A 25,385-nucleotide genomic window follows, 5' to 3' on the forward strand; every position below is an offset into this window, starting at 1 on the left:
ACCTGTATGCCAAATGAACCGTTATCTAAAGGACGTTACGGCCAAGAAGTAAAAATATTGCAGGAAAAACTGCTCAAACACGGTTTTAGTATACCTAGAGAAGAGCTAGACCGCGGCATGTTTGGCACGGTCACGCAAGAAGCCGTGCAAAAATGCCAGAAGGAGCACGGGTTAAACAGTACAGGTGTGGTTGACTTAGCAACGATGGCCGCTATTGATGCGGCGATATCGCCAGGGCATATTGTCGATTCAGTTCCGTTAATCCCCAACGAGCCTCATCCAACAGAGCCACCGCCTTCGTCGACCGTGAAACGATCGTTGAAAATGATTATTCCACCGCTTCGCCGTAACGATCAAGGTGCGGAGGTAGTAAATTTACAGGATACCTTGTTATTGCTTATCGAACGACAGGTAGTGCAGTTGCCCGAACGGGTGAGACTTTTGCTTTATGGAGGGTTAAAAAGCGAACAGCAAACGCAGATATACAACGACTACACTGAAAAATTGATTGGGTTGTTCCAACAACAATTCTCAACCAAGTTCCACCTAACTGAAAGCGGCGAAGTGGATTCACCAACTGCCGATGCGCTCAATAATCTACTAAAAGAATTAGGAGCGTTGGCTTTAGGACAAAATGAAGAAGAAACATTCACTGTCGACGGCAAGGTTTTGAGCACCACACGGGCAGGGGTCGACAGGCTGCGCGTTGTCATTGTCGATAAAAATATTGGCGGCGATGTACCTCTTTATGAAACCGTAACTGAAAGCGGTGGTTCCTATAACGCCACCTTTCTCATAAAAGGTTTGAAAGAACGTTGCAAACAACGACCCGATCTTCAGTCCAGAGTTTTTAAGGATGAAACGACATACCTCGGAGCTTCCGAGGTTCGTTACAACGCGACAAATCGCGAGACGTTGAATATAGTTTTAGCTGAACAAGCATCCTCTGCGCTTGCATCGGAATATGAAACGTTGACTAGTGAGCTTACCGATAATTGTCATGTAAGTTTGAAAGACCTCAAGGAGACTGAAGATCAGCAAGATATAACCTACTTGGCCAATAAAACAGGATGGGATGCCCGTGCAGTTGCTCTTGCCGCACTGGCGGATCAGTTCAGCGCCAGGACCCTGGACGAAAGAAATAGTCCAACGATCGAGCCCGCCTTTTTCTACGCGCTCTTTCGCGCCGGATTGTCAGCCAATGACGGTGCGATCTACCAAACCGACGCCAGTACTGCAGAAGCCATTTGGAAGCAGGCTATCAATCAGGGCGTAATTTCCTCCACGCTGGAGAGCAGACTTCCTCAGGTGTGTGAGCGTTTCCAGAGTCTTGCCGTGCAGCGCTCTTTGGATACTCCGGCGTTGGCCGGAGTATCCTCTCTCAAGGAAATGCTTTCAGTGTCGCTTGGCGATGATTCAGCGAGGCAACAGCAATTCGCTACCTTGTACACTCAGCATCGCGCCGAACCGGACAAACTTTGGACTGCTGTGCGAGAGACTTTCGGGGAGTCGGCAGAAAAACGCTTACGGATCGATGGACAGCTCTCTTATTTGACGCTTAACAACGCGCCACTGATCAGCAAGCTACATTTAACCGCTGGTCAGAATGGATTGTCGCAGCCCCTCGATCTGGTGGATCAAGGGTTTTACCAAGCTGAAAAGTGGTCTGAATTGATCGGTGACAGCGTAATCCCTCCTGAGATCAGCGGCAAAGACGATACGGAGAAACGGGTTAATTACGCAGAGCTTATGGCGGCGCAAGTTAGATTAAGTTTTCCCACTGCTGTGGTTGCAGAAACCATTAAAAATATTGAGGGCTCTAATTTCAGTATTGCCAGCAGTTTCTTGCGCGAACATCACGGCAAGTTCGAGCTTGGAATGCAGCCAATTGAACAGTATATTTCCCGGAACACCCTTCAGGTAACCGAGGAGGTCACTCAAACTGTTAAGCAAATACAGCGGGTTTATCAAATTACGCCTTCTGATAGCGCGATGATTGGATTACTGAAAAAGGGTATCGATTCGGCATATGCAGTAGTCAGTTATGACCGGGATGATTTTATTCGGCTCTTCAAGGATGAGGTTGGGGGGGAAGAGAACGCTTTATTAATCTACGCCAAGTCACTGCAGGTACACAACGCAGTTATAAACATTGCGACATCGTACTTAACCGCCAAAAGCGCCACCCCAATCGGAGTTCACAGTCCTGCCCAAGTCGTGGCACCAGCACCCAACGTACCTGCTAATGCTGGTGATGTTATTGCCTATCCGACCCTTGAAAGTCTTTTCGGCGAAATGGATTACTGCGCCTGCGAACACTGCCGCTCCATCCTGAGTCCGGCAGCTTATTTGGTGAGTCTGTTGCAGTTCATTGATCTAAAGCGATACAACAATCAGGGTGTCGAATTGCCAAAGACTTATGCAGGAGAAAATCCGTTAGATGTTCTTCTCGAACGCCGTCCGGATATTCAGTATCTCCAGTTAACTTGTGAGAACACTAACAAGCCTCTGCCATATATTGACCTAGTGAACGAGACGCTAGAGTATTTCATTTTCAACAAGCTCTCACTTGAAAAATATGAAGGGCACAACACCGATAACGATGCCACGGCAGAAGAATTGATGGCAAATCCCCAGTTTGGTAATACTTTAGCCAGCGCAGAGACGTATAAGATCCTCGCGGCGGCACATTTTCCGCCGCCACTCCATCAGCCGTTGGAATACCTGCGCCGTTATTTCGACCGGTTTGAGTCCCCGTTACCCGAGGTTATGGAAGCTCTTCGAGAGAGCGACAACCTTGAACGCTCTAATCCAGCTGATCCGACCAATCCTATTGAATACGGCTGGCGTGATATTCTGATGGAGGAGCTTCGACTATCCCGCGCAGAGCATGCAGTGCTCAGCGATGGCACTTTGACATTGCAGCAACTTTATGGCTACCCGACGACAATCTCGGAAGCGGATGTTTTAGGTGGGTATTTATTTAGCATTGGGCTGAATTTTATCCAGGAACTGAACAAGGGGGAGATATCCCAGAGCCTACGTCAGCAGTTTGAACAACATGGCAAGACTCTTTCAGATATATGCAGAGTGGAGCTTAAAAAAGCCGAACGCAATTGGGCAATTGTTGATGCTTTTGTATATGACATCCGGAATGAAAACAATACACTCAATGTGTATTTAGTTGGTCTTTCGAATGCAAAAACCTTCACTCGTCGAATGGGTATTTCGTATGAAGACATCATCGAAATTCTGCATACCCGTTTCGTCAATCCCAGCACAACGCTAGTTCCCAAACTGGAGCGGTTGTATGTGCCTTTCATCACATTAAAGCAGTTCAAAGATGGCACGATTGACGATGCCGAGTTCGATAAATTATTACCGCAGGGGCTCGATGTCGCTCAATACGGTGGTGATATCAAGGCATGGGTAAGAAACGAAGCTAACTATGCCAACATCATGAGTCTTATCACACTTGCAAACCCCGCTGGTGTAGAGGACATTTGCAGTTTCGATAAGCTGGAGTTTCGTTACTCGGATCCCGGCAAGATCGATAAGCCAATTAGTGTTTTCGAGTTTTATCGGCTACTCCGCTTCATTCGCCTTTGGAAGAAGCTGGGCTGGACCATCGAGCAGACCGACAAAACAATCATGGCGCTCTACCCGGCAGACCAAACGCCGAACCATACAGATGATGCGGTGAATCTGCAACGGCTCGATGCGGGGTTTCGGATGCTGTTGCCGCGTCTGGGGATCATCAAGCGTGTGATGGCGTCCCTCAAGCTGAAGCCAAAAAAAGACCTGCTGCCGCTGCTGGCCTGTTTTGCCCCCATTGATACGCACGGGTCTGTATCTCTCTACCGGCAGATGTTCTTGAGCCCGGCGCTGCTGAAGCAAGATCCCATATTAGCTGACAACGGGTATGGCAGCTTTCTCACGGACGAGAAACAAAAGCTTTTGATGCATACGGAAACTCTGCGTGCCGCATTCCTGCTCACCGACGATGAGTTGAGCCAGATAATCACAGCATTAAATTACGATGCCAATACGCCACTCACTATGGACAATGTTAGCTCGGTATTTCGCCGCAGTTGGTTGGCGCGCAAACTAAAACTCAGTGTTCGCGAGTTCTTATTGTTGACGCGGTTCACCGGGTTTGATCCGTTTACCGCACCGGATGCGCCAAATCCATCCATTATGTGCCTGATCGAAATGTTAAACCGTCTTCGCGCTGCATCGTTGAAACCAGTACAGGCGCTTTATCTCATTTGGAACCAGGATGTCAGCGGAAAGTCGGCTCCGGACGACGACGAAGTTTTGGCATTCGGACGCACCTTGCGCACTGGTTTCGCATCAATCGAAAGCGAGTTCGTGGTTGTAGATGATCCGGACGGTCAAATTACGCGAGCAAGAATGGCATTAGTCTATGATAACGACATCACTGATCGGTTTTTCGGCCTTCTGGATGAAAAAACGGTTACCAACGTACCATACAGCCACGACAAAGCCACTTTGGAGCAGGCCATATTGGATGCGGGGCAGAGCAAAATCTCGTATGACAATCTACGCAAACGCCTTTCCTACACCGGTGGTGTGCTGCCTGACACAATACGACATTCCCTCAAAAGCGTTCCGGGAGTGACCCACGCGTTCAAGAATGCGGTGGACGAACTTCATACAAAATCGCGGGCATTGTTCGATCGCTTCTTAGAACTGTTACCGCTCTACAATGCTTATCTCGCCTCGAACGAGCTTCCAGAGAAAAGGCGCTCTAACCTTTTAGCATCGCTTCTAGGGACGCTCAAACCCAGGCGCAAGCGGCAACAGGCATTACAGGCTATAAGTGTGGCCGCAAAGACCGATATTGGGTTTTCCAGTGCTTTGCTTGACAATAAACTGTATGGTAAGTACATCTTACATGCAACCAACGATGTCAGCCAGCCAGCATTAAATGATCTTACGGCCGTGGAGACACCTGGGCTTTCGACACAGTTCTTTTTCCGCGACACGGCGACTGGTGATGTGGATTTCACCAGCGACGCTGAAGCCAATTTGGACTATTCATCCGCCGCGAAAGACAAAGCAAAGATGCCGGCCAATGGCGGCAACGCCGTTTCAGGAATCTGGAGCGGATACTTGGAGATGCCGGAGAACGCTTTTTACAATTTTCATGTCGAGACCGATGCGGAAGCGTTCGTCACATTGACCCTCGACGGCAAGACTATTGATTTGGTACAGAACGGCAACGTACGCAGCAACAAAGATGCCGTAGAACTGCGCGCGGGAACACTTTATTCCATTTCTCTCAAAGTAGAGAGAGTGAAGGACACGCTCACGGTGCGCTGGGAAACCGAAGGACGTGGCAGAGAGATCATTCCGGCCCGCTATCTCTATTCGGAGACACTTAACGCCCACCTGCGTACTACCTATGTTCGCTTTTTGAAGGCTGTTTCATTAGCAGAAGCACTCAAATTGACCGCGAGCGAAACCGTGCACTTTGCTTCCCATAGCGATTACCGTATTGTTGATCAAGGCTGGCTGAATAATCTACCGGTTACAGGCGATCCAGATAACGCCACATCTACTGCGCTTCTCAAAGCGCTCATGGCACTGCTTGGCTTTTCCCACATCAAAGCCGAGATTTCTCCCGACGATGAGCGTCTGCTCACCGTCCTCAATAATCCGGAAACGATAATAAAGAATCTTACCGCAGTGTCTGCCAAACCTGAGCTCTTGCTGATTTCCCTCACGCGCTGGGAGCCTGCATCGCTCGACGCATTACTTGTTCGATTTGGAAAAATAAAAGACGGCAAGGCAGACCGAACTACGTTGAAAGATTTAGATACGTTTAGCCGAGTATATACGGCCTATTCAGTTATGAAAAAGTTAGGTATTCCGGCATCCGCTTTGATCAAAGCTACTACTAACGAACCAAACGCAACTATTATTCGTGATTTACAGTCCGCGTTGCGTGCCCGTTATGAGGAGAACGATTGGCTCAATGTGCTAAAGCCTATCAACGATGAAATGCGTGCGTTACAGCGCGATGCTCTGGTCACTTACATTTTGCATCAAATGCGTGCCAATCCTAATTCGGCACATATTGATACGCCGGATAAGCTTTTTGAATATTTCCTCATGGATGTGCAGATGTCGCCTTGCATGCAAACCTCAAGGATTCGTCATGCTCTGTCATCAGTCCAGTTGTTTATCGAGCGCTGCCTGATGAATCTCGAAAAAAACAAAGTTGACCCATCGTCTATTAAAGCAAAGCAATGGGAATGGATGAAACGCTACCGGGTTTGGGAAGCCAATCGCAAAGTATTCCTCTGGCCGGAAAACTGGCTTGAGCCAGAGCTGCGCGATGACCAGTCACCATTTTTCAAAGAGACGATGAGTGAGTTGCTGCAGAGTGACATTACCGAAGACAGCGCGGCGGTCGCACTGTTGAATTACCTTTCAAAACTTGACGAAGTCGCCAAGCTTGAACCATGCGGCATCCATTATGTCGAGAATGATGTGGAAACCTCGGACGATATCGCCCATGTAGTAGCCCGCACCTCTGGGGGCAACCGGAAATACTTCTACCGCCGCCGCGAGGGCGGTTACTGGACGCCTTGGGAGCATATCAAACTCGACATCGAGGATAACCCAGTCATTCCGGTGGTATGGAAAGGCCGACTGTTTCTTTTCTGGCTCAGAATTATCAAGCAAACACCTCCTAATACTGACTCACAAGCGGCAACTCCTGCGCCCAAAAAAGATCCGAATGATCCTAAGAGCAGAGAAAAAAATTTTTCTGAAATGTCCTTGAGTGAAGCAAAGGGAGCGGCCAAGGAGGATGCTAAGCGAAATATTACTTTAAAGGTGCAAGCCGTACTTTGCTGGAGCGAATATTACAACGGAAAGTGGCAACCGACCAAAACATCAGATGTCAACCGCCCGACTGAATTGGGTTCGTTTCCAGTCGCTGGCGAAAATGCCTTCAACCGATCTAATCTGTGGCTTAGGGTTTTCGAAGATAACGCTGGGGAACTGCGCATCTTCATCCGTGGTGAGGGCAGTGGTTCATTCCTTCTGTATAACACCCATAGTTTGCCGATACAGGAGGAGGATACGCCGATCGCTTTCGGCCTGTCTGGAGAACACCAGCGGCGCCTGTCTACCGAGAATGATGTTCTGGCGATCTCGTACGACAAATTCCAGCCTGGTGTTGGTATGGCACCGGACTTTTCCCATGACGTTCTAAAGACCCAGATCTATGGTGATCAAACGATTGAGCCACGCCATTCCGTAAAGAGCCCGCGGGATACCCCCTTCTTCTACGAAGATCGCCACCATGTCTTCTTCGTCTCTACGACAGAACAGCCTTTGGCAATCCCTAAGTGGATTGGATATATCCCCATAACATTCCGATCGAAATTGGATTTGACAATTCCCCCTCTAGTACTAGAAAAGGTTTCTGTCGTTACGGATCTGCTTGGTCCAAAAATCTCTGGGCGGAATATGGAAGTGGTGAATACTGCTCAGATCGAGCGATTTGTCAGCGAGGATGCCTATATCAAGAAGAGCATCAGTACGGCAGGCACAATATTATTCGGTGGCACAGAGCTTGGCGCAACTGGAAATCGCAATACTTTCCAAAAAAGATAAATTTTAGGAGGCAGAGACGATGAGTATCGAAAAAATTAAAGATTTCCATAAAATTAAGGATATGAGCCATTGGATTGAAAATTTCACGCAGCGTCAGGATACTCAATTTACTTATACCTTCGAAAACTTTTTCCACCCATTTGTCGGGGAACTGATTGAAAAGCTAAACAAAGAATCATTACCAGGATTACTGGATCCCAATTTCCATCAAGAACTAACTGACAAGACGTTCTTTAAATCCCATTACACGCCTCAAACAAGTGGTACTGTGAAATTGAAATTTCCAATAAAGGAAATCGACGTCAGCGTCAGTGGCCCTTACGCGAACTACAACTGGGAGTTGCTCTTTCATATCCCTCTCACCATTGCGGTGCATCTGAGCAAGAATCAACGCTTTGCCGAGGCGCAGCGCTGGTTTCACTTCATCTTCGACCCCACTTGCAATGACACATCAATCCCCCCGCTGCAGCGCTACTGGAAGTTTATTGCTTTCCGCAAGCCTGGTTGCTTTATGCAGATTGACCAACTGTTAACGCTGTTAAGTAAGCCAGATGCAGAGTGTAACGACGATGAACGCAGATGTAAGGGTGACATTGAGAGTGGTTTCAAAGCGATAATGAATGACCCTTTTAAGCCACATAAAGTGGCTAGGACCCGGCCGGTTGCTTATCAGTACTGTGTTGTTATGAAGTATATAGATAACCTCATTGCCTGGGGTGACCAGCTTTTCCGGCAAGACACGATAGAATCCCTCAATGAAGCAACTCAACGCTATGTGCTGGCTGCGAACATTCTGGGGGCGCGTCCGGAGCAAATCCCGCAACAAGGGCGGGTGCGCCCGAAAACGTTTGCCGAACTTAAGAAACGAGACCTCGATTCTATAGGTAATACCTTTGTCGAACTTCAAGGCAATCTGACGCTCAACTTCGGTTTGCCGCAAAAGCAAGGGGCAGACCCAAGCGCCACCGGGTCACTCTTCGGCATCGGGCGCACGCTTTACTTCTGTATCCCGCGCAACGACAAACTGCTTGGATATTGGGACACGGTGGCCGACCGGCTGTTCAAAATCCGTAACTGCATGAATATCGAAGGTGTAGTGCGCCAGCTTGCCCTTTTTGATCCGCCACTTGATCCCGGAATGTTGGTCAAAGCCGCGGCAGCGGGTATCGATATAGGGTCGATAGTCAATGGGATGAACCAGCCGATTAGCCCGGTACGCTCCTTGTTCTTGATTCAAAAAGCGCTTGAGTTGTGTTCTGAAGTGCGTGGTCTAGGCTCTGCACTGCTCTCCGCGATCGAAAAAGGCGATGGTGAGCGGTTGGCGCTCCTTCGCCAAAGCCATGAGATCAATATCCAACAACTGCAGCAGGAGGTGCGATTTTTGCAATGGAAATCGGCACAAGAGTCTACTACATCGCTTCTCACTAGCCGCGCAACAGCGTTGGAGCGGCTCCATTATTATCAGCGTTTATTGGGAGCGCCTGCCGATCCGAATGCGCCGGATACCTTAATCCTAATTCATCCCGAATTAAACGAGGAAAACTTCGATGAGATATATGGGAAATTGGTCGGGCAATACGACAAACCCATTGCAACCCAGGCTTTTCCGCAACTAAATCTTACCGATGAAGGAAGAGCTAGGCTACATTTGACGACCAATGAAGATAACGAGTTTGTTCATTTAAAAAGGGCACGTGATACCAGCCTGCTTAGCTCTTCAGCACATGCTCTTGCAGCCAGCTTTGTTTCAATACCAGACGCAAAAGCCAACCTGCATTTTTGGGGGCTTGGCGCAACTATGGATGTAAAGGTAGGGACTGCGCTCTCATCAATTTCCAGATTTGCCGGAAATGTTCTTGGGATCATATCAGCCTGGGAGCGTGAACAGGCTGGCATGGCTGCTAAAACTGCGTCATACGAACGCCGCGCCGATGAATGGTTACTGCAATACAACCTCGCCGCTCACGAATTGATGCAAATTGGACGGCAAATCCTCTCCTCGCTGATAGCCGAACAGATCGCTCACCGAGAGTATCTCAACATCAAGAAACAAATCGAAAATTCCCAGGAAGTCGATCGGTTCCTGCGCGACAAATTTACCAATGCCGAACTCTATGGCTGGATGCAAGGTGAAATCTCGCGACTTTTCTACGAATACTACCGCTTCACCTTCGATACGGCACGCAAAGCTGAACAGACGATGAAACGGGAACTGATGCGCCCCGAGGTAGACGCCACTGATTATATCAAGTTTAACTACTGGGATAGTGGACGCAAGGGGGTGCTTTCCGGCGAGGCACTCTATTTGGATATCAAACGACTGGAGATGGCCTATCATGAAAACAACAAGCGTGAGTTTGAGCTGACCAAACATGTGTCCTTGCGACAGCTTAATCCTTTAGCCCTTCTGGCCCTGAAAGCTACAGGGATTTGTGAAGTTAACGTGCCTGAATGGTTGTTCGATCTCGACGGACCTGGCCATTATATACGCCGTATCAAGAACGTCAGTCTATCTATCCCGTCGGTAACCGGGCCCTATACCAGCGTCAGCTGCACGTTATCGTTGCTTAAAAGTTCGCTCCGTAAATCACCATTGCTCAAGGATGACGAATACGCCCGCCAGGGTAGCGAAGATGATCGCTTTATCGATTATTTTGGTACGGTTCAGTCGATCGTCACCAGCAGTGGGAATAACGACAGCGGCATGTTTGAGACTAATCTGCGCGAAGAGCGATTATTGCCTTTTGAAGGCGCCGGCGCCGAAAGCACCTGGAAACTGGAATTACCTTCAGATTTCCGCCAGTTTGACTACAACACCATCACGGACGTTATCCTACATTTTCGATACACGGCTAGGCAGGGTGGCGGTCAAATGCGGGATAAGGCCTTGGAACATCTAAAGGAAATTATAGGTGAAGCCAACTCATCTGGACTCGCACTCGGGTTTTACTTGAGGCAAGATTTCCCAAGTGAATGGCATCGGTTTGTAAACGGATCCGAGAGTTTTGAGACTATAGTGAAGCATGATCACTTCCCTTATTTCACTCAGGGTAAGGACATCACTATCGATGCGTTGCAATTACACGCTGTGAAAGCGAATAACATCGAATCAAAAACGCTATCAGATCTTAACGTCACAGATACTTTAAAGGAAAAAGGAGAATTTGAGCTTTCGCTTCCTTCTGATGCAACATTGCTTAAGAGGGATAAAGACGCAATTGTCTTTCTTTTGATTAGATATTCGTTAAGTTAAATCTGACTGTCTCGTTTGATATCTGAACCGGACAACCGATTAGCGGTTTACTGATTGTCGCTTGTGGGTCGCACTCGGTCTTTCGTGAATGACGCAGTTCATCCAATTGCAAACGGTCACAATGTTTTGTCTAATGTTTAGGTATTTTCGACGGCACTAAAAGCGTCCCTGTTATTGTTGAATGATTTTAGGAATTAGACAAAATGGTTCATAACGATCAATAGGCCGTTAGATAATAACCTCTTATACAAATCAACAAATAGTCAACAAGGATAGTATTTTGGGCATTGTTAATTTAATGTGGTTTGAGCTAAGCTAATCCATTTTTACGAGTCAGTGATCATGGTTAGATGCCCCAAATGTAGCTCAGAAGGCTGTACTAAAGATGGGATGGCGAAAGGCAGGCAGCGTTACCGCTGTAAGGTTTGTGATTATAGGCATACGGTCAGTTACCGAGGTATCAACCCAGCGATTAAGCGGCAAGCGCTCCAGCTTTACCTTGAAGGCCTCGGTTTTCGGTCCATTGGTCGAATCCTGAACTGCAGTCATGTGGCAGTCTATAACTGGATCAAGGCCTATGGCGAGTCCATTGAATCCATTCGCTCCACCGCCGGCGTTGAGGTCGTCGAACTCGATGAGATGCATACTTATATTGGTTCCAAAAAAACTATTGCTGGATCTGGATGGCTGTTGATCGAAATGGCAAGCGGTTCCTCCACTGCGAAGTGGGCTCCCGCGGCACAGAGACAGGCCGAAAGCTATGGACAGCCATTGAAGACAACGAAATAACCCAGGTCATGAGCGACTATTGGCGTCCTTATGCACAATTTGTCCCGAAAGAGCTTCATACGCAATCAAAAGCTGAAACCTATACCGTGGAAGGTTATAACAGTTTATTCAGGCATTTTCTGGCCCGGCTACGCTGAAAATCAAAATGCTATAGCAAAAGCAAGATCATGCTCAAATATTCCGTCATGCTTCTGATGCTTAAATGGAATGGGGAATTGGACACTATACTTAATTAACAATACCGTATTTTGAACCAAGAAAGTAACTTATGTGACATATCTTACGACTCAGATTTAGAAAGAATTGAAGGTATTGTGAGACTTCCTTGGATAGGAAGAGAATACCAACAACAAGAGATAAAAACTCTTATTCTTGGTGAAAGTGTATATGACTGGAATCCTAAAGACCTTTTAAACATGGATCGAATTAATAGTGCATACAATCTTAGAAATCTACACAAAAGTCATGCAATGGACTTTAAGCGTAAATCTAAATTTGTAAGAAACATTGAAAAAGCTATATATGGAAAAAGGAAGCCAACTGATTCAGAAAAAGAGCTTTTTTGGAACTCCGTCTGTTACCACAACCTTGTGAATCGAGTATTAAAAACCAAAAAACACAGGCCATCGTATAATGATTATTACTCAGGTTGGTCAACATTTGAACAGCTTGCTGACTTGCTGCAATTTGATCAAGTTGTTGTTTATGGTTTAGAGCAAAAAAAGATAAAATCACTTATCAAGTATTGCGATGAAAACAGCTTAACTATTGAGCACGAAAATCTTCCTGAAAAAGTAGGAAGATCATACCCAAAAAAAATCACTATCACAAAAGGTATTCAAAAAATAAAACTTTTATTTATAAGACACCCAAGCTCTTATTTTAGCTGGAAAAAGTGGTCGCCAATCATAAAATCCGAAATTACCTATCCAGCATGATTGCATAACAGAAATTTCAAGGAGGCGCTCATGCCGTTCCTGAAATTGGAGTTATGAATGGCTGGTTTCAGATGATCACGACCGCCTCAAATGTGCCAAAATCTGCCAGTCAAAATTGATGCTGAATTAACACCTAATTCTTCCGAAATTGTTTTTTATACTTTTGGTATGTTGTTCAATTTAGAAAATTTAATTTGAAGGATTAAATGATCAGCTTAATATAGATTTAAAACATTCTGTTACTCTGGCTGGGATTGTTTATTTTTAAAACATAAGGACTGTTGAATGCCTGATTCAGAAATCAACCTGGATATCCCAAAGATTGCGGAATATGGTAAGCGCGAATTAAACCCCATCTACTTTTTTCGCCCAGCCCTGGTTAATCTGTTCCTTGTCGACCTGCCAGGGCAGCAGTTGCTCGATGTCTTCCAACGATTGTGCCTTGGGCAGTTCTTTAAAAACATGGTGCAGATAGCGGTAAGGCTCCAGACCGTTCAGTTTGGCGGTTTCGATCAGACTGTACAGATTGGCGCTGGCTTTGGCGCCTTGGACGGTATCCGAGAACAGCCAATTGTGGCGACCGATCACGAACGGGCGTATGGCCCGCTCGGTGGCATTGTTGTCGATGTCGAGCCGGCCGTCTTCACAGTAGCGGATCAGCTTGTCCCAGTGGTTGTCGAGATAGCTCAGCGCCTTGCCGGTCAGACTGGTGGGCGGCACCTGGGGTAGCGAGGTGTCCAGCCAGGCTCTGATATCGTCGAGCAACGGCATGGCCTGCTGTTGCCGCCGTTGATAGCGCTCTTCCGGGGCCAGATCCTTAATCAGCTGTTCGATACGATACAGCTTCTGAATATAAATGAGTCCTTTGCTGGCCTTGCCGGCTTTCGCCTGGCCTTTGGGGCCTTGCGCCTTCAGGGCTTCATCGAATTTCCGCCTCGCATGCGCGAAGCAGCCGACCTGGCGCAAGCCGTTTTTGGCGCACACCGGCGCATAGCCGGCGTAGCCGTCGGTTTGCAGATAACCTCGGTAGTCAGCCAGGAGCGCATCAGCCACGTGTTGGCCGCGGGAAGGAGCATAGGTGAACACGATCACCGGTTGGCCGGGCGGACCACCGCGTTGCACCCACAGGTAGGACTTGGACTGGGCTGTTTTGCCGGCCTCCTTGAGCACCTGCACGGTGGTTTCATCCATCTGCTGGATGTCGTACTGCCGCAACGGCTCCTGCAGCAGGTTGATCAGCGGCTGGATCAGTTCGCCGCAGCGGATCATCCAGACGGCCAGGGTGCCGCGCGCGATGTCGACGCCGATACGCTGCAACATCTGGCTTTGCCGATACAGCGGTAAGGCGTCGAGAAATTTGCTGGTCACGAGATAGGCCAATAAACCGGGCGAGGCATTGCTTTTTGGGATCGGCTGGGCCGGCAGGGGGGCGGTTTTGACCTCGCTGCTGCAGCAGGGGCAGGCGTATTTCTTACGGATATGGCGCAGCACCTGCACTTGCGCCGGAATGATGTCCAGTTGCTCCGAGATGACTTCGCCGATCACTTTCAGGGCATGGCCTTCGGCACAATAGCGCTGGTCTGCCGGCAGGTCATGAACGATGTCGACCCGGGGCAGCGCCGGGGGCAAGGCTTTGCGGCCGCGTTTGACCGGTGTGGTGGCGGGCGATGAGTCAATGGCGGCCGGCTCGCAGGGGCTGAGCGGCTCCGTGGGGAGCGGTTCTACACCGCTATCGCCGTCTTCGGCATAGACTTCCGCCTCATTGAACAGATCGGCTTGTTCGGCACGGTACTTCTCGCTGTGGGCGCCGAAGCGTTGGTGCAGCAACAGACGGATCTGTTCCTGCAAGTGCTCATACTGCGCTTTGAGTTGTCGAATTTCCCGCGCTTGCGACAACACGAGCTGGCGCAAGGTTTCGGGGGCTTCGGGCAGTTCAAGTACTTGTTTCATAACGCCTATTATACCTGAGCCAGGCCTGATAGGCGATGGCGAAACCTGCGCCAAGCGCTATAAAACCGAGCGGAAATCCAGGGCGGGATGCGGCTGCAGCCGGCTGATGTCGTAGCCGTCCAGCAACCAGTTCAACTGCTGCACCGTTAAGGACACCACGCCCGCTTCATCGGCCTTCGGCCAGACAAAACGGTCTTGCTCCAGGCGCTTCTGCCACAGGCAGAAACCATTGCGCTCCCAGTACAGCACCTTGAGCGCCGTCGAGGAACGGTTAGTAAACACAAACAAAGCCTCCGCAAACGGATTCAACTGCAATTGCGCCTCCACCAGCACCGCCAGGCTGCCCATGCCTTTCCTGAAATCCACCGGCTCCGCGCACAGATAGACCGGGCACAGTGGCGCTGTAGGCCGCATCATGCCGGCAGCCGGCACAGGCCGGTCAACAGTTCAAGGCAGGCTTGGGCATCGACATGACGCAATTCGCCTTCAATACCGTTGGGCAGGCGTAACAGCACTGTCATCGCTTCAGCAGGGCTGGGCACCGCCGGCGGGGTAATCCGCACCGGATGAAAATGCGCTGCCTGTGCCGGCTCCGGCTTTCTGTCGGCTTTCGGCGCACGGACTTGTTGGCTCCAGTAGTAAAAGGATTTGACCGACAAGCCCTGCTCACGGGCGTAAGCCGCCATGCTCAGCCCGGAGACCTGCCACTGTTGCCAATGGCCCAGCCAGAATTGCTGGGTGGGCGTGAGCATCGGCTCAACGTGCTGATCGGTTTCTGAAAAAGGTGAACTCATGCGTTATTCCCCATTGGTTTAAATGGGAATACTCTGCCACTTCCAGTAGCCAATTGTTAGATGCGGTTTATTGAGCGCTTACAGTTCTTCTTGTTATGCAAAGCTTTACTTAACAAGAATTATGCTCAGTTCGTTATTGCGGAGTAATTATCGGAAACCGACAGCGTGTCTGGTTTCCCACGCTGCCGGCTTGGCATAATTTACAGACTCTCCAGGAGCTTCAGAAGATCATCTGATGGGCGATAGCGCACCTGCTTACTATCTGGCGGTAGTGCTATGGTGGCCAGAGCCCGCTTCTTCATGGATAGATTCGGCCTCAATGTAACCATGGGTTGTGAACGGACTTTCATGCCCGAGCCATAAGGCGATGACCGTAATGTCTATGCCTGCTTGTAGTAAGTGCCTGGCCGTCGTATGACGCAATGTATGCGGTGACACTTCGCGACTTTGCAACGAAGCGCATTGCTTCGCCGCTGTGCCCTCAGCCAGCTCAATCCGTTCGGCCACATTCGAGTGCGTCATCGTTTTTTATCAGGACTCCAGAGATAACATTGCTCATCATGGCCGCCTACACTGTTTAACACAATCCTCTCATTGTTAAAACTCTTATCTATAAAAAATCTTAATTTAAAAAAACTCTTATCTATAAAAAATCTTAATTTAAAAATACAGTTATACATTTACATTGTTGAATTTTTCAAAACCCATTATAGTGATGCCCATTCTCAATGATGAAAACAGGTTTTTATGACCCCTCAATCTGAAGCTCAGCACCTTACGTCTTGGGCATTTTTTAGAGTCCAATTCCGAATCATTGGCCGATCCGAACGCCGCCGTCACCGTATGTCAACGTTATCTCCATTCTCTAGCCTCACCTCGGTTGCCTTTGCGGCCTATCGAAGCGGTCAAAGGCTGAAGGACAAGGAAATGGGGCTGACATTCGACTTCAGAAATCGATTAGGCATCTATCACAGCGAGATCATCGCCCCGCCCGATGCCCCTCAATGGGTTCATAACCGCTCAGAACTTTGGAACGCCGTTCAGGAAAAGGAGAAACGCAAAGACGCTCAACTTGCCCGCGAATGTCTGATTTCCTTACCCAAGGAATTAAGTCTCGATGACTGCAAGAAGCTGATTATTGACTATGTGAATACAGTCTTCGTATCCGCAGGCATGGTGGCCGATATTGCGATTCACGAGCCAAGCCATAATCCAGAGCATGGAAACATTCATGCTCACATCCTGCTAACGATGCGCTCGATCGAAAATGATAAATTTGGCCTGAAAGTGCGGGATTGGAGCTCAAGATCAAACGCAGAATATTGGCGAGCAGTAATATGCGAACAGACAAACCAGTACCTCGAAAGGGCAGGCTTGGAGCTACGCGTTAACCACAAAAGTCGAGCTAGGCTTGAAATGGAACAAGGTCGACATTTTGATTACTCCATTCCCTATGAAACACTCGATGTCGAGCCAGAGTTAATTTTGGATCAGTCGCTTCAGCTCAAAGCGCCCCCATTGGAGGACAGCTTCGACAGAATTCCTCCTGACAAAAGTAAACGTGAGTTAGAGGATAGCGATGAGAGCTTCTCTGTAGACCGGAACAGCTCCGCTACTTTAGGTAAAGAAGCGTTTGCGCACGATGACAACGTCTTCGCCTTTCATCAATTCCGACAGGAGGTGCAATCGCTTACAGCGCCGAAAACTCGCATTGAACTGAGAAACGATCAGAGGCTGTTACAACTCCACCATCTAGAATTGCAATTGGAGGATCGACTAAAAAAGCTTGAAGCGATGATCGCAAACCATCCCGATCCCCATGATCAGGAGAGACTTCAACTCCAGGCAGAACTTGAAAAATCCTTGTTCCTAGAGCGAGCAAACCAATATAAACTTTTCATTCACACCCAAGAAGGGAACCGTTTCGATGCCGTTCAACTGTTAACCTATCGACGAGAAGCCAGGTTGTCAGGAAAAGCCTATCAAACCTATCTTTACGAATGGTGCCGAAGGGCCATACGTGACCCGCGCTACTTCGCCATTGAGCCCAAACTTACCCTAACCATTGAGAGAATCCGAGCCCGCGAAGATAAGCGATGGGCCGATTTTAAAGAACAGGCTCTCAAATCCCATTGGGATGAGCCAAGAAGAACTCAGGAAGCAAGGATCGTGCAACAAAGGCTGGATAAAGAACTCAAGATGGATCTTGAAAGGACGCTCGGATTAAATCTTGATCTTAGTCTAGGCCGATAAAGAGTCTGGCTTCGAGCAAAAGCCTCGGAGAGAATCCCTTAGCGCGAACGGCATCAAATCAATTGTTATCACGAATGTTATCACGAAACAATGATTCTCAATATTTCAGAATTCTTTAGTTTCTTAACTCATTGATTCAATTGGTCGGGGCGAGAGGATTTGAACCTCCGACCCCTTGCACCCCATGCAAGTGCGCTACCAAGCTGCGCTACGCCCCGACGTATTGAATATAGAGAATGTTTGAGAAAGGATTGCGAACGCAACCCCTAGCTATGCGGTGCATTGTACTACATTTGCCGCATTAAATCTATTTAAGTAATTCCAAAATATCTTCGAGTTCGCCAATCAACTGATGAATCAACTGCTTGGTGCGGGTTGAGTCTTCTTTGGCGTCGTCACTGGATAGATGAGCTCTGGCGCCGCCGATTGTGTAGCCTTGCTCGTATAAAAGCGATCTGATTTGCCGGATCATCAGCACATCGTGGCGCTGGTAATAGCGACGGTTGCCGCGCCTTTTAACCGGGCTGAGTTCAGCGAATTCCTGCTCCCAGTAGCGGAGCACATGCGGCTTTACACCGCATAATTCGCTGACCTCACCTATAGTGAAATACCGTTTTGCCGGTATGGGCGGCAGTTCGTTGTTATTACTCGGCTCCAGCATATGCTTCCACTCGGGCTTTTAGTTTTTGACCTGACCTGAATGTTACCACACGCCGAGCGGTTATGGGAATCTCTTCACCTGTTTTTGGATTTCTGCCGGGACGGCTGTTTTTATCGCGGAGTTCGAATTTTCCAAAACCGGAAATTTTTACCTGCTCACCGTTTTCCAAAGATCCCTTAATTTCTTCAAAAAACAATTCGACCATTTCTTTTGCTTCACGCTTGTTTAAGCCAAGCTCGTCAAACAGCCTTTCGGCAAAATCTGCTTTAGTTAATGCCATTAAATCAATCTCTCAGCTTTGCACTAATTTTATTCATTACTGTGTCTAACACTCTGTTAAATATAGCATCTATTTCAGAGTCTGTTAGCGTTTGTGAATAATCTTGTATGGTTAAACTTAAAGCCACACTTTTGTATCCTTCCTCTACGCCTTTGCCGCGGTATACATCAAAAATCACTATGTCCTGCAAAGTCTGTTCCGCACAGCCTTTAACAGCATTGATGATGTCGTTGGCCGAGACCTCTTCCTTGACTATCAAGGCTAAATCGCGGCGCACCGATGGATATTTCGACAACGGCTTAAAGACCGGAATGTGCTTATTTAACAATAAGTTCTGATCCAATTCAAACAAAAAAACTTGAGTATCAAAACCCAGCTGTTTTTCCAAGGTCGGATGCAGCATGCCTAGCCAGCCTATTCTTTCACCTGCCGGGTTCAGGATTTCAGCCGTCTGTCCGGGATGCAACGCCGCATGCTTTGCCGGTACAAATTGCACTTCACAGTCTGTCAATGCAAACATGGCCTGGGCATCGGCTTTTACATCAAAGAAATCGACTTTCCGGCTTTTTTCGCCCCATTGCTCGGCATAGACGCTTCCCAAAGCCAGACCCGCCAGCATTTTCTGCTGCTGGGTTTCTCCGCCTTCATTAATAAAGCGCAGGCCGGTTTCAAACAAACGCACCCGATTCTGCTGGCGATTAGTATTGTGCAATGCCGCGTTCAGCAGGCCGCACCATAATGTGGTGCGCATGACCGCCAATTCCGAGGAAATCGGATTTTTTAAACTGATGACTATGTCATCCGGCGCCACTGCCTTCTGAATGTCTTCATCAACAAAACTATAGGTAATGGCTTCCTGATAGCCTCTGTCAACCAGCAGGTCTTTAACGCGGTCAATGTCCAGCACGGCTTCTGTCGCCTTGCTTAATTCGGAGCGCATTAACAGACTGCTTCTCGGCAGGTTGTTATAGCCATAGATACGCGCTAACTCTTCGATTAAGTCCGCTTCGATGGCGATGTCAAAACGAAAGCCCGGCGGCGTAATTTGCCAGCCATCAGCCTGAGCTTCCACTGACATGCCCAGGCGCTGAAAAATCGCCGCGATTTCTTCATCAGCCAGTGCAATGCCCAGTATTTTTTCGATACGTTGCCGTCTGAGCAAAACCGCTGGCCGCGTCAGCAATGCTGACTCTGCTTTTGCTTCGGTGACAGGCCCGACGCTGCCGCCTGCGATCTCAACGATCAATTGTGTGGCACGCTCAATAGCTCTTTCCTGCAGGGTAGGATCGACGCCGCGTTCGAAGCGGTGCGATGAATCGGTATGAAGGCCGAATCGACGCGCTTTGCCGGCAATGCTTCGCGGCGCAAAAAATGCGCACTCCAGAAATACGTTCTGCGTGTCATCGCTGACGGCTGACTCGCTGCCGCCCATGACGCCGGCAAGCGCCAGCGCCTGCTGGTCATCGGCGATGACCAAGGCTTCAGGATCAAGCGTGATCACCTGACCGTTCAATAAAAAAAGTTGCTCGTCCGCTTTACCCCAACGCACGTTAATGGCGCCATTCAGCTTGTCGGCATCGAAAGCATGCAGGGGCTGGCCCAGCTCGATCAGTACATAGTTAGTAACATCAACCAAAGGTCCCAGACTTCTCAAGCCGGAACGGCGCAGGCGTTCCTGCATCCAAAGCGGCGTTTCCGCTTTGGCGTTTACGCCTTTGATCAATCGCCCCAGATAACGCGGGCAGGCATCTTCCGCCTCGACCTTTACGGTTAATGATTCCTGATGACTGACCGCAACTTTCTCGACCTGAGTCGACGACCAATTCATGCGGTTTAAAACCGCCACTTCACGCGCAATGCCCTCCACACTCAGACAGTCCGCTCTGTTAGGCGTCAGATCGACTTCAATAATGCTGTCATTCAGTGACAGGTATTCGCGAATATCGGTGCCTACCGGGGCATCAGCTGCCAATTCCATTAGACCGCTGGCGTCAGCGGCCAAGCCCAGCTCTTTTTCCGAGCAGAGCATGCCGAACGATTCCACTCCGCGCAGTTTGGACTTTTTGATTTTGAAATCGCCCGGTAGTACGGCGCCGATCAATGCGGCCGGTATTTTAAGCCCTACGCGCACATTGCTGGCGCCGCAAACAATCTGCAAAGGCTCGGCTTCGCCGACAGCGACTTTACACACTCTGAGCCGGTCGGCATCAGGGTGCTGTTCCATTTCCAGCACTTCACCGATGACGACGCCGCTGAATACGGCTGCCGCAGGCGTTACGGAATCGACTTCAAGGCCTGCCATAGTCAATTGCTCGACCAGTTCTTCTGTGGTTATGGCCGGATTGACGTAGTCTCTTAACCAGGCTTCACTTATTTGCATGATTCAAGCTTTCCCGTAACTGCAACTTATCTGAATTGTTCTAAAAATTTAAGATCATTTTCAAAAAACAATCTCAAATCGTTGATGCCGTATCGCATCATAGCCAGACGTTCCACGCCCATGCCGAATGCGAAACCGGAGAATTGTTCATGATCGATATTCACCGATTTGAAGACTTCGGGATGGATCATACCGCAGCCGCCTACTTCCAGCCAGCCGGTGTTCTTGCAGACACGACAGCCTTGACCGTCGCACATCACGCATGAAACGTCGAATTCTGCCGAAGGTTCGGTGAACGGAAAATAAGACGGACGAAAACGAGCCTGGACGTCTTTTTCGAAAAACGCCTGTAAAAACTCGAAAATCACGCCTTTTAAATCGCCGAAGCTGACGTCGGTATCGACAAGAAAGCCCTCTACTTGATGAAACATGGGCGAATGGGTAAGATCCGAATCGCAGCGGTATACCCGTCCTGGCGCGATCACCTTGAGCGGCGGCTGCTCGGATTCCATAACCCGGATCTGCACCGGCGAAGTATGCGTCCGCAAAACCGTATGCGCATCAAAATAAAACGTATCGTGCATGGCCCGCGCCGGGTGATGCTCGGGAATGTTCAGGGCGCTGAAATTATGGTAATCGTCTTCAATTTCCGGCCCTTCGACCACTTTAAAGCCGACACCGGCAAAAATTTTGGAAATTCTTCTCAGCGTGGTCGTCACCGGATGCAGTCCGGCAGCAAATTGCCCGCGCCCCGGCAGGGTGACATCGACGCGCTCGCTGGACAGCCTTTCTTCCAGTGCAGCATGCTCCAGGGTATTTTTTCTGGCTTCCAGCTGTTCCTGAAATTGATCCCTGGCTTCATTGATGATCTGTCCGACGGAACGGCGCTGGTCAGGATCAAGTCTACCGAGTTCTTTCATCTGCAGAGTAAATAAACCCTTTTTGCCGAGATACTGGACACGGACTTGATCGAGTTGATTAAGATCTTGTGCTTCCGCAAGCTGTTGTAATGCCTGCGCGAGAATTTCTTCTAGAGTGGCCGACACTGCTCAACTCGCTTATTTAAGTAGATGGGGAGGATAATCCAAAAGGATTTTTTAATCTGGGAAGGATAAAACCTTCACTCCACCCCTCCCCGACCGGAGAGGGGGGAATAATCAGATTACTCAGTAAGAGTAATCGTCTTTTTATTTCAAAGCGGGCTTTGATTTGCTTTAGCGATTTTCGCTATTTCAGCAAAAGCTTCCATATCACGTACAGCAATGTCTGCCAAAACCTTGCGGTCTATCGCTACATTCGCTTTAGTCAAACCATTGATCAAGCGACTGTAAGACGTACCACACATTCTGGCTGCGGCATTGATACGAACAATCCACAACGCACGGAATTGACGTTTTTTCTGTTTGCGGTCGCGGTAAGCATATTGACCTGCTTTGATTACCGCCTGCTTGGCAACGCGATAAACGCGACTACGCGCACCGTAGTAACCTTTCGCTTGCTTTAAAACTTTTTTATGTCTTGCTCTGGCTGTTACGCCGCGTTTTACTCTAGGCATTATTCCGCTCCTTTATTAGCTGTAAGGCATCATGCGTTTTGCCATGCGCACATCTGATGGATGAATACTTGCCGGCCTGCGTAACTGTCTTTTTCTTTTAGTGGATTTTTTAGTCAGGATATGACGTTTAAATGATTGTCCACATTTAAAACCGCCGTTGCCTGTGCGTTTAAAACGCTTGGCTGCGCCACGGTTGGTTTTTATTTTTGGCATTTGTTTGCTCCGATAATTATAAATACAAGATCCCTGAGAAAATAACCCAGCAAGGCAAAATGCATGGCCCTGAAGAATTATGCGCGCCATTTTTTATGACGCCTTCGGCAGCACATCCTGTGCTGCCTGATAACTTTAAAAATAGTGGAAAAGGCGGCGGTTTATTTTTTCTTCTTCGGCGCCATAACCATGACCATTTGACGGCCTTCCATCTTGGGAAACTGCTCGACAGTGGCTATCTCTTCCAAATCTTTTTCTATACGCTTCAACAAATCCATGCCGATTTCACGATGGGCCATTTCGCGTCCGCGGTAGCGTACGGTAATTTTTGTTTTGTCGCCATCGTTCAGGAATTTGGTTAGGCTTCTGAGCTTAACCTGATAATCCCCTTCATCAGTTCCGGGTCTGAATTTAATTTCTTTAACCTGGATCTGTTTTTGCTTTTTCTTGGCAATTGCCAGTTTTTTGTTTTGCTCAAACTGGTATTTACCATAGTTCATTATCTTACAAACGGGAGGATCCGCGTTTGGCGATATTTCCACTAAATCCAAGTCCGCAGCATAAGCAATCTGTTTGGCTTCGTCTAACGAGATAATGCCCAATGCTTCACCATCTGCTCCTGTTACCCTCACTCGTCTGGCAGTGATGGCATCGTTCAGGCGCGTTTCATCTTTTTTAGCAGCGATATCTTAATCCTCCAAAGTATGGTTACTTTTTGTCTTCAATCTCTTTTGTTAACCGTTCGGTAAATGCACCGATTGACAGACTACCTAAATCTTCACCCTTTTGTGTACGCACTGAAACGGTTTGATCTTCCATTTCCTTATCTCCGATCACCAGAAGATACGGCACACGCTGCATAGAGTGCTCTCGAATTTTAAACCCGATCTTTTCATTTCTCAAGTCTAATTTCACCCTGAAGCCTTGCTTTTCGAGGTTTTGAGCAAGCTCTGACGCATATTCGGCATGTCGGTCAGTGATCGTCATCAACACCGCCTGCACTGGCGCCAGCCAAACCGGGAATGTACCTGCATGCTGCTCGATCAGAATACCGATAAAGCGTTCTAACGAACCCAGTATGGCCCTGTGCAACATGACCGGTACTTGTCTGGAGCCGTCTTCGGCGATATAAGTAGCGCCTAACCGGCCAGGCATGGAGAAATCGACCTGAATCGTGCCGCACTGCCAGACACGGCCGATACAATCTTTTAACGAGAATTCAATTTTAGGACCGTAAAAAGCGCCTTCGCCCGGCTGCAGATCCCATTTCAGGCCTTTATTGTTAAGCGCCAGCTCCAACGCATTTTCAGCCTTATCCCAGACCGCATCATCGCCTACGCGATTTTCCGGACGGGTCGATAATTTGATAATGACTTCTTCAAAACCGAAGTCCTTATAAACATCAAACAGCAAATCGATAAAAGTTGAAACTTCGCCCTGAATCTGCCCTTCTGTACAGAAAATATGTGCATCATCCTGCACAAAGTTTCTGACCCGCATCAGGCCATGCAATGTGCCTGAAGGCTCATTGCGATGACAGGAGCCGAATTCCGCCAGACGGATCGGCAAATCCCGATAGCTTTTAATACCTTGATTGTAAATCTGCACATGACAAGGGCAGTTCATGGGCTTAATGGCATAATCGCGATTTTCCGAGTGCGTCGTGAAAATCATGTCGCCGAACTTATCCCAGTGACCGGACTTTTCCCATAAAGAGCGGTCCACAACCTGCGGTGTTCTTACTTCACCATAACCGTTAGCGCGCAGTTTATTGCGGATATACTGCTCAACCTGCTGGTAAATGGTCCAGCCTTTATCGTGCCAGAATACCATGCCAGGCGCTTCATCCTGAGCATGAAACAAATCCAGGGTTTTGGCCAGTTTGCGATGATCGCGCTTTTCTGCCTCTTCCAGACGATGCAGATAGGCCTGCAGTTCTTTTTTATCAGCCCATGCCGTACCGTAAATGCGCTGCAGCATCTCGTTATCGGAATTGCCGCGCCAGTAGGCACCGGCAATTTTCATGAGTTTGAAGGCTTTCAATCTGCCCGTGCTCGGCACATGGGGACCGCGGCACAGATCGGTAAACCCGCCCTGCTCATACAAAGATAAATCTTCATTGGCCGGAATGGACTCGATGATTTCGGCCTTGTATTCTTCACCTTGGTTTCTAAAGAATGTTACCGCCTCATCTCTGGGCAATACATAGCGCTTGACCGAATAATCCTTGTCAGCCAGTTCCTGCATTTTCTTTTCGATGGCAGCCAGATCATCGGGCGTAAAAGGACGCTCGTAGGCGAAATCGTAATAAAAGCCGTTTTCGATAACCGGCCCGATAGTGACTTGCGCTTTAGGGAATAATTCTTTGACGGCCTGAGCCAAAAGGTGTGCCGTGGAATGACGAATGACATCGACGCCGTCTTCGTCTTTTGCCGTGACGATTTGAAGTGTAGCGTCGTGATCGATTACTGTACTGGCATCGACGAGCTTGCCGTCCACCTTGCCTGCCAAAGTCGCCTTGGCCAAACCGGCGCCGATGGATTGGGCAACATCCATCACTGTAACAGCTTGTTCATACTCGCGATGAGAGCCATCAGGAAGGGTAATTACCGGCATTTTTCGTCAACTATGGTTAGTTAGTACAATAAAAAAAGCACCGCGATAGC

Annotated in this window: 16 protein-coding genes, 1 tRNA gene and 1 pseudogene; 5 read left to right on the plus strand and 13 right to left on the minus strand. The window is 48.6% G+C overall.

What is annotated here, in order from left to right; translation table 11 throughout:
* Positions 1-6: 6 nt before the first annotated feature.
* From ACTNE6_RS14485 to ACTNE6_RS14500, 4 genes and pseudogenes are all read left to right on the plus strand, one after another.
* Complete coding sequence (locus ACTNE6_RS14485; protein ID WP_442497239.1) at positions 7-7,653, plus strand: neuraminidase-like domain-containing protein; 7,647 nt, start codon at positions 7-9, stop codon at positions 7,651-7,653.
* Between the two features lie 19 nt (positions 7,654-7,672).
* Entirely contained in the window at positions 7,673-10,906 is a 3,234-nt protein-coding gene (locus ACTNE6_RS14490; RefSeq protein WP_194971703.1) for a toxin, read from the plus strand.
* A 342-nt stretch (positions 10,907-11,248) separates the two neighbouring features.
* Positions 11,249-11,931, plus strand: a pseudogene (locus tag ACTNE6_RS14495) (IS1 family transposase).
* Positions 11,932-11,943: 12 nt separating this feature from the next.
* Positions 11,944-12,633, plus strand: coding sequence for a hypothetical protein (locus ACTNE6_RS14500; RefSeq protein ID WP_194972218.1), 690 nt, complete (start codon positions 11,944-11,946; stop codon positions 12,631-12,633).
* Between the two features lie 345 nt (positions 12,634-12,978).
* Here the strand turns inward: ACTNE6_RS14500 and tnpC are convergent, their stop codons facing one another.
* The 4 genes from tnpC to ACTNE6_RS14520 all read right to left on the minus strand — a co-directional run bounded on the left by tnpC (position 12,979) and on the right by ACTNE6_RS14520 (position 15,899).
* Positions 12,979-14,583, minus strand: a complete 1,605-nt coding sequence (gene tnpC / locus ACTNE6_RS14505) for an IS66 family transposase (protein ID WP_194972219.1) — start codon at positions 14,581-14,583, stop codon at positions 12,979-12,981.
* Between the two features lie 57 nt (positions 14,584-14,640).
* A complete protein-coding gene (gene tnpB / locus ACTNE6_RS14510) occupies positions 14,641-15,000 on the minus strand; it encodes an IS66 family insertion sequence element accessory protein TnpB (RefSeq protein ID WP_194972220.1) in 360 nt (119 codons plus the stop codon).
* Positions 14,997-15,377 (minus strand): IS66 family insertion sequence element accessory protein TnpA, encoded by a 381-nt coding sequence (gene tnpA, locus ACTNE6_RS14515; RefSeq protein WP_194972221.1) that lies wholly within the window; start codon positions 15,375-15,377, stop codon positions 14,997-14,999. Before tnpA ends, tnpB begins: the two co-directional genes overlap by 4 nt.
* A 258-nt stretch (positions 15,378-15,635) precedes the next feature.
* Positions 15,636-15,899: a tyrosine-type recombinase/integrase gene (locus ACTNE6_RS14520; RefSeq protein WP_228779289.1), complete on the minus strand. Its 264-nt coding sequence runs from the start codon at positions 15,897-15,899 to the stop codon at positions 15,636-15,638.
* Between the two features lie 225 nt (positions 15,900-16,124).
* Between ACTNE6_RS14520 and mobQ the strand changes: the two genes are divergently transcribed.
* The gene (gene mobQ / locus ACTNE6_RS14525) at positions 16,125-17,630 is read left to right on the plus strand and encodes a MobQ family relaxase (RefSeq protein WP_305076264.1); all 1,506 of its coding nucleotides are present in this window, start codon (positions 16,125-16,127) and stop codon (positions 17,628-17,630) included.
* A gap of 141 nt (positions 17,631-17,771) precedes the next feature.
* On the opposite strand, the gene ACTNE6_RS14530 is transcribed toward mobQ, so the two are convergent.
* The 9 genes from ACTNE6_RS14530 to thrS all read right to left on the minus strand — a co-directional run bounded on the left by ACTNE6_RS14530 (position 17,772) and on the right by thrS (position 25,335).
* A tRNA-Pro gene (locus ACTNE6_RS14530) sits at positions 17,772-17,848 on the minus strand.
* An 89-nt stretch (positions 17,849-17,937) separates the two neighbouring features.
* Positions 17,938-18,291: a MerR family transcriptional regulator gene (locus ACTNE6_RS14535; protein WP_020157695.1), complete on the minus strand. Its 354-nt coding sequence runs from the start codon at positions 18,289-18,291 to the stop codon at positions 17,938-17,940.
* Positions 18,275-18,571 (minus strand): integration host factor subunit alpha, encoded by a 297-nt coding sequence (gene ihfA / locus ACTNE6_RS14540; protein WP_020157696.1) that lies wholly within the window; start codon positions 18,569-18,571, stop codon positions 18,275-18,277. The genes ACTNE6_RS14535 and ihfA overlap by 17 nt, the downstream gene beginning before the upstream one ends.
* Positions 18,572-18,575: 4 nt before the next feature.
* Complete coding sequence (gene pheT, locus ACTNE6_RS14545; RefSeq protein WP_442497240.1) at positions 18,576-20,951, minus strand: phenylalanine--tRNA ligase subunit beta; 2,376 nt, start codon at positions 20,949-20,951, stop codon at positions 18,576-18,578.
* 26 nt (positions 20,952-20,977) lie between these two features.
* Positions 20,978-21,997 (minus strand): phenylalanine--tRNA ligase subunit alpha, encoded by a 1,020-nt coding sequence (pheS, locus tag ACTNE6_RS14550; RefSeq protein ID WP_194971873.1) that lies wholly within the window; start codon positions 21,995-21,997, stop codon positions 20,978-20,980.
* A 146-nt stretch (positions 21,998-22,143) separates the two neighbouring features.
* Entirely contained in the window at positions 22,144-22,506 is a 363-nt protein-coding gene (gene rplT, locus ACTNE6_RS14555) for a 50S ribosomal protein L20 (RefSeq protein WP_194971872.1), read from the minus strand.
* 15 nt (positions 22,507-22,521) lie between these two features.
* On the minus strand, positions 22,522-22,809 hold the full coding sequence (rpmI, locus tag ACTNE6_RS14560) for a 50S ribosomal protein L35 (protein WP_434485262.1): 288 nt from the start codon (positions 22,807-22,809) through the stop codon (positions 22,522-22,524).
* 71 nt (positions 22,810-22,880) lie between these two features.
* Positions 22,881-23,405, minus strand: coding sequence for a translation initiation factor IF-3 (gene infC / locus ACTNE6_RS14565; protein WP_194971876.1), 525 nt, complete (start codon positions 23,403-23,405; stop codon positions 22,881-22,883).
* A 22-nt stretch (positions 23,406-23,427) separates the two neighbouring features.
* Positions 23,428-25,335, minus strand: coding sequence for a threonine--tRNA ligase (gene thrS, locus ACTNE6_RS14570; protein ID WP_442497241.1), 1,908 nt, complete (start codon positions 25,333-25,335; stop codon positions 23,428-23,430).
* Between the last annotated feature and the right edge of the window lie 50 nt (positions 25,336-25,385).

Source organism: Methylobacter sp. sgz302048 (genome assembly GCF_052162025.1).
Taxonomy (GTDB): domain Bacteria; phylum Pseudomonadota; class Gammaproteobacteria; order Methylococcales; family Methylomonadaceae; genus Methylobacter.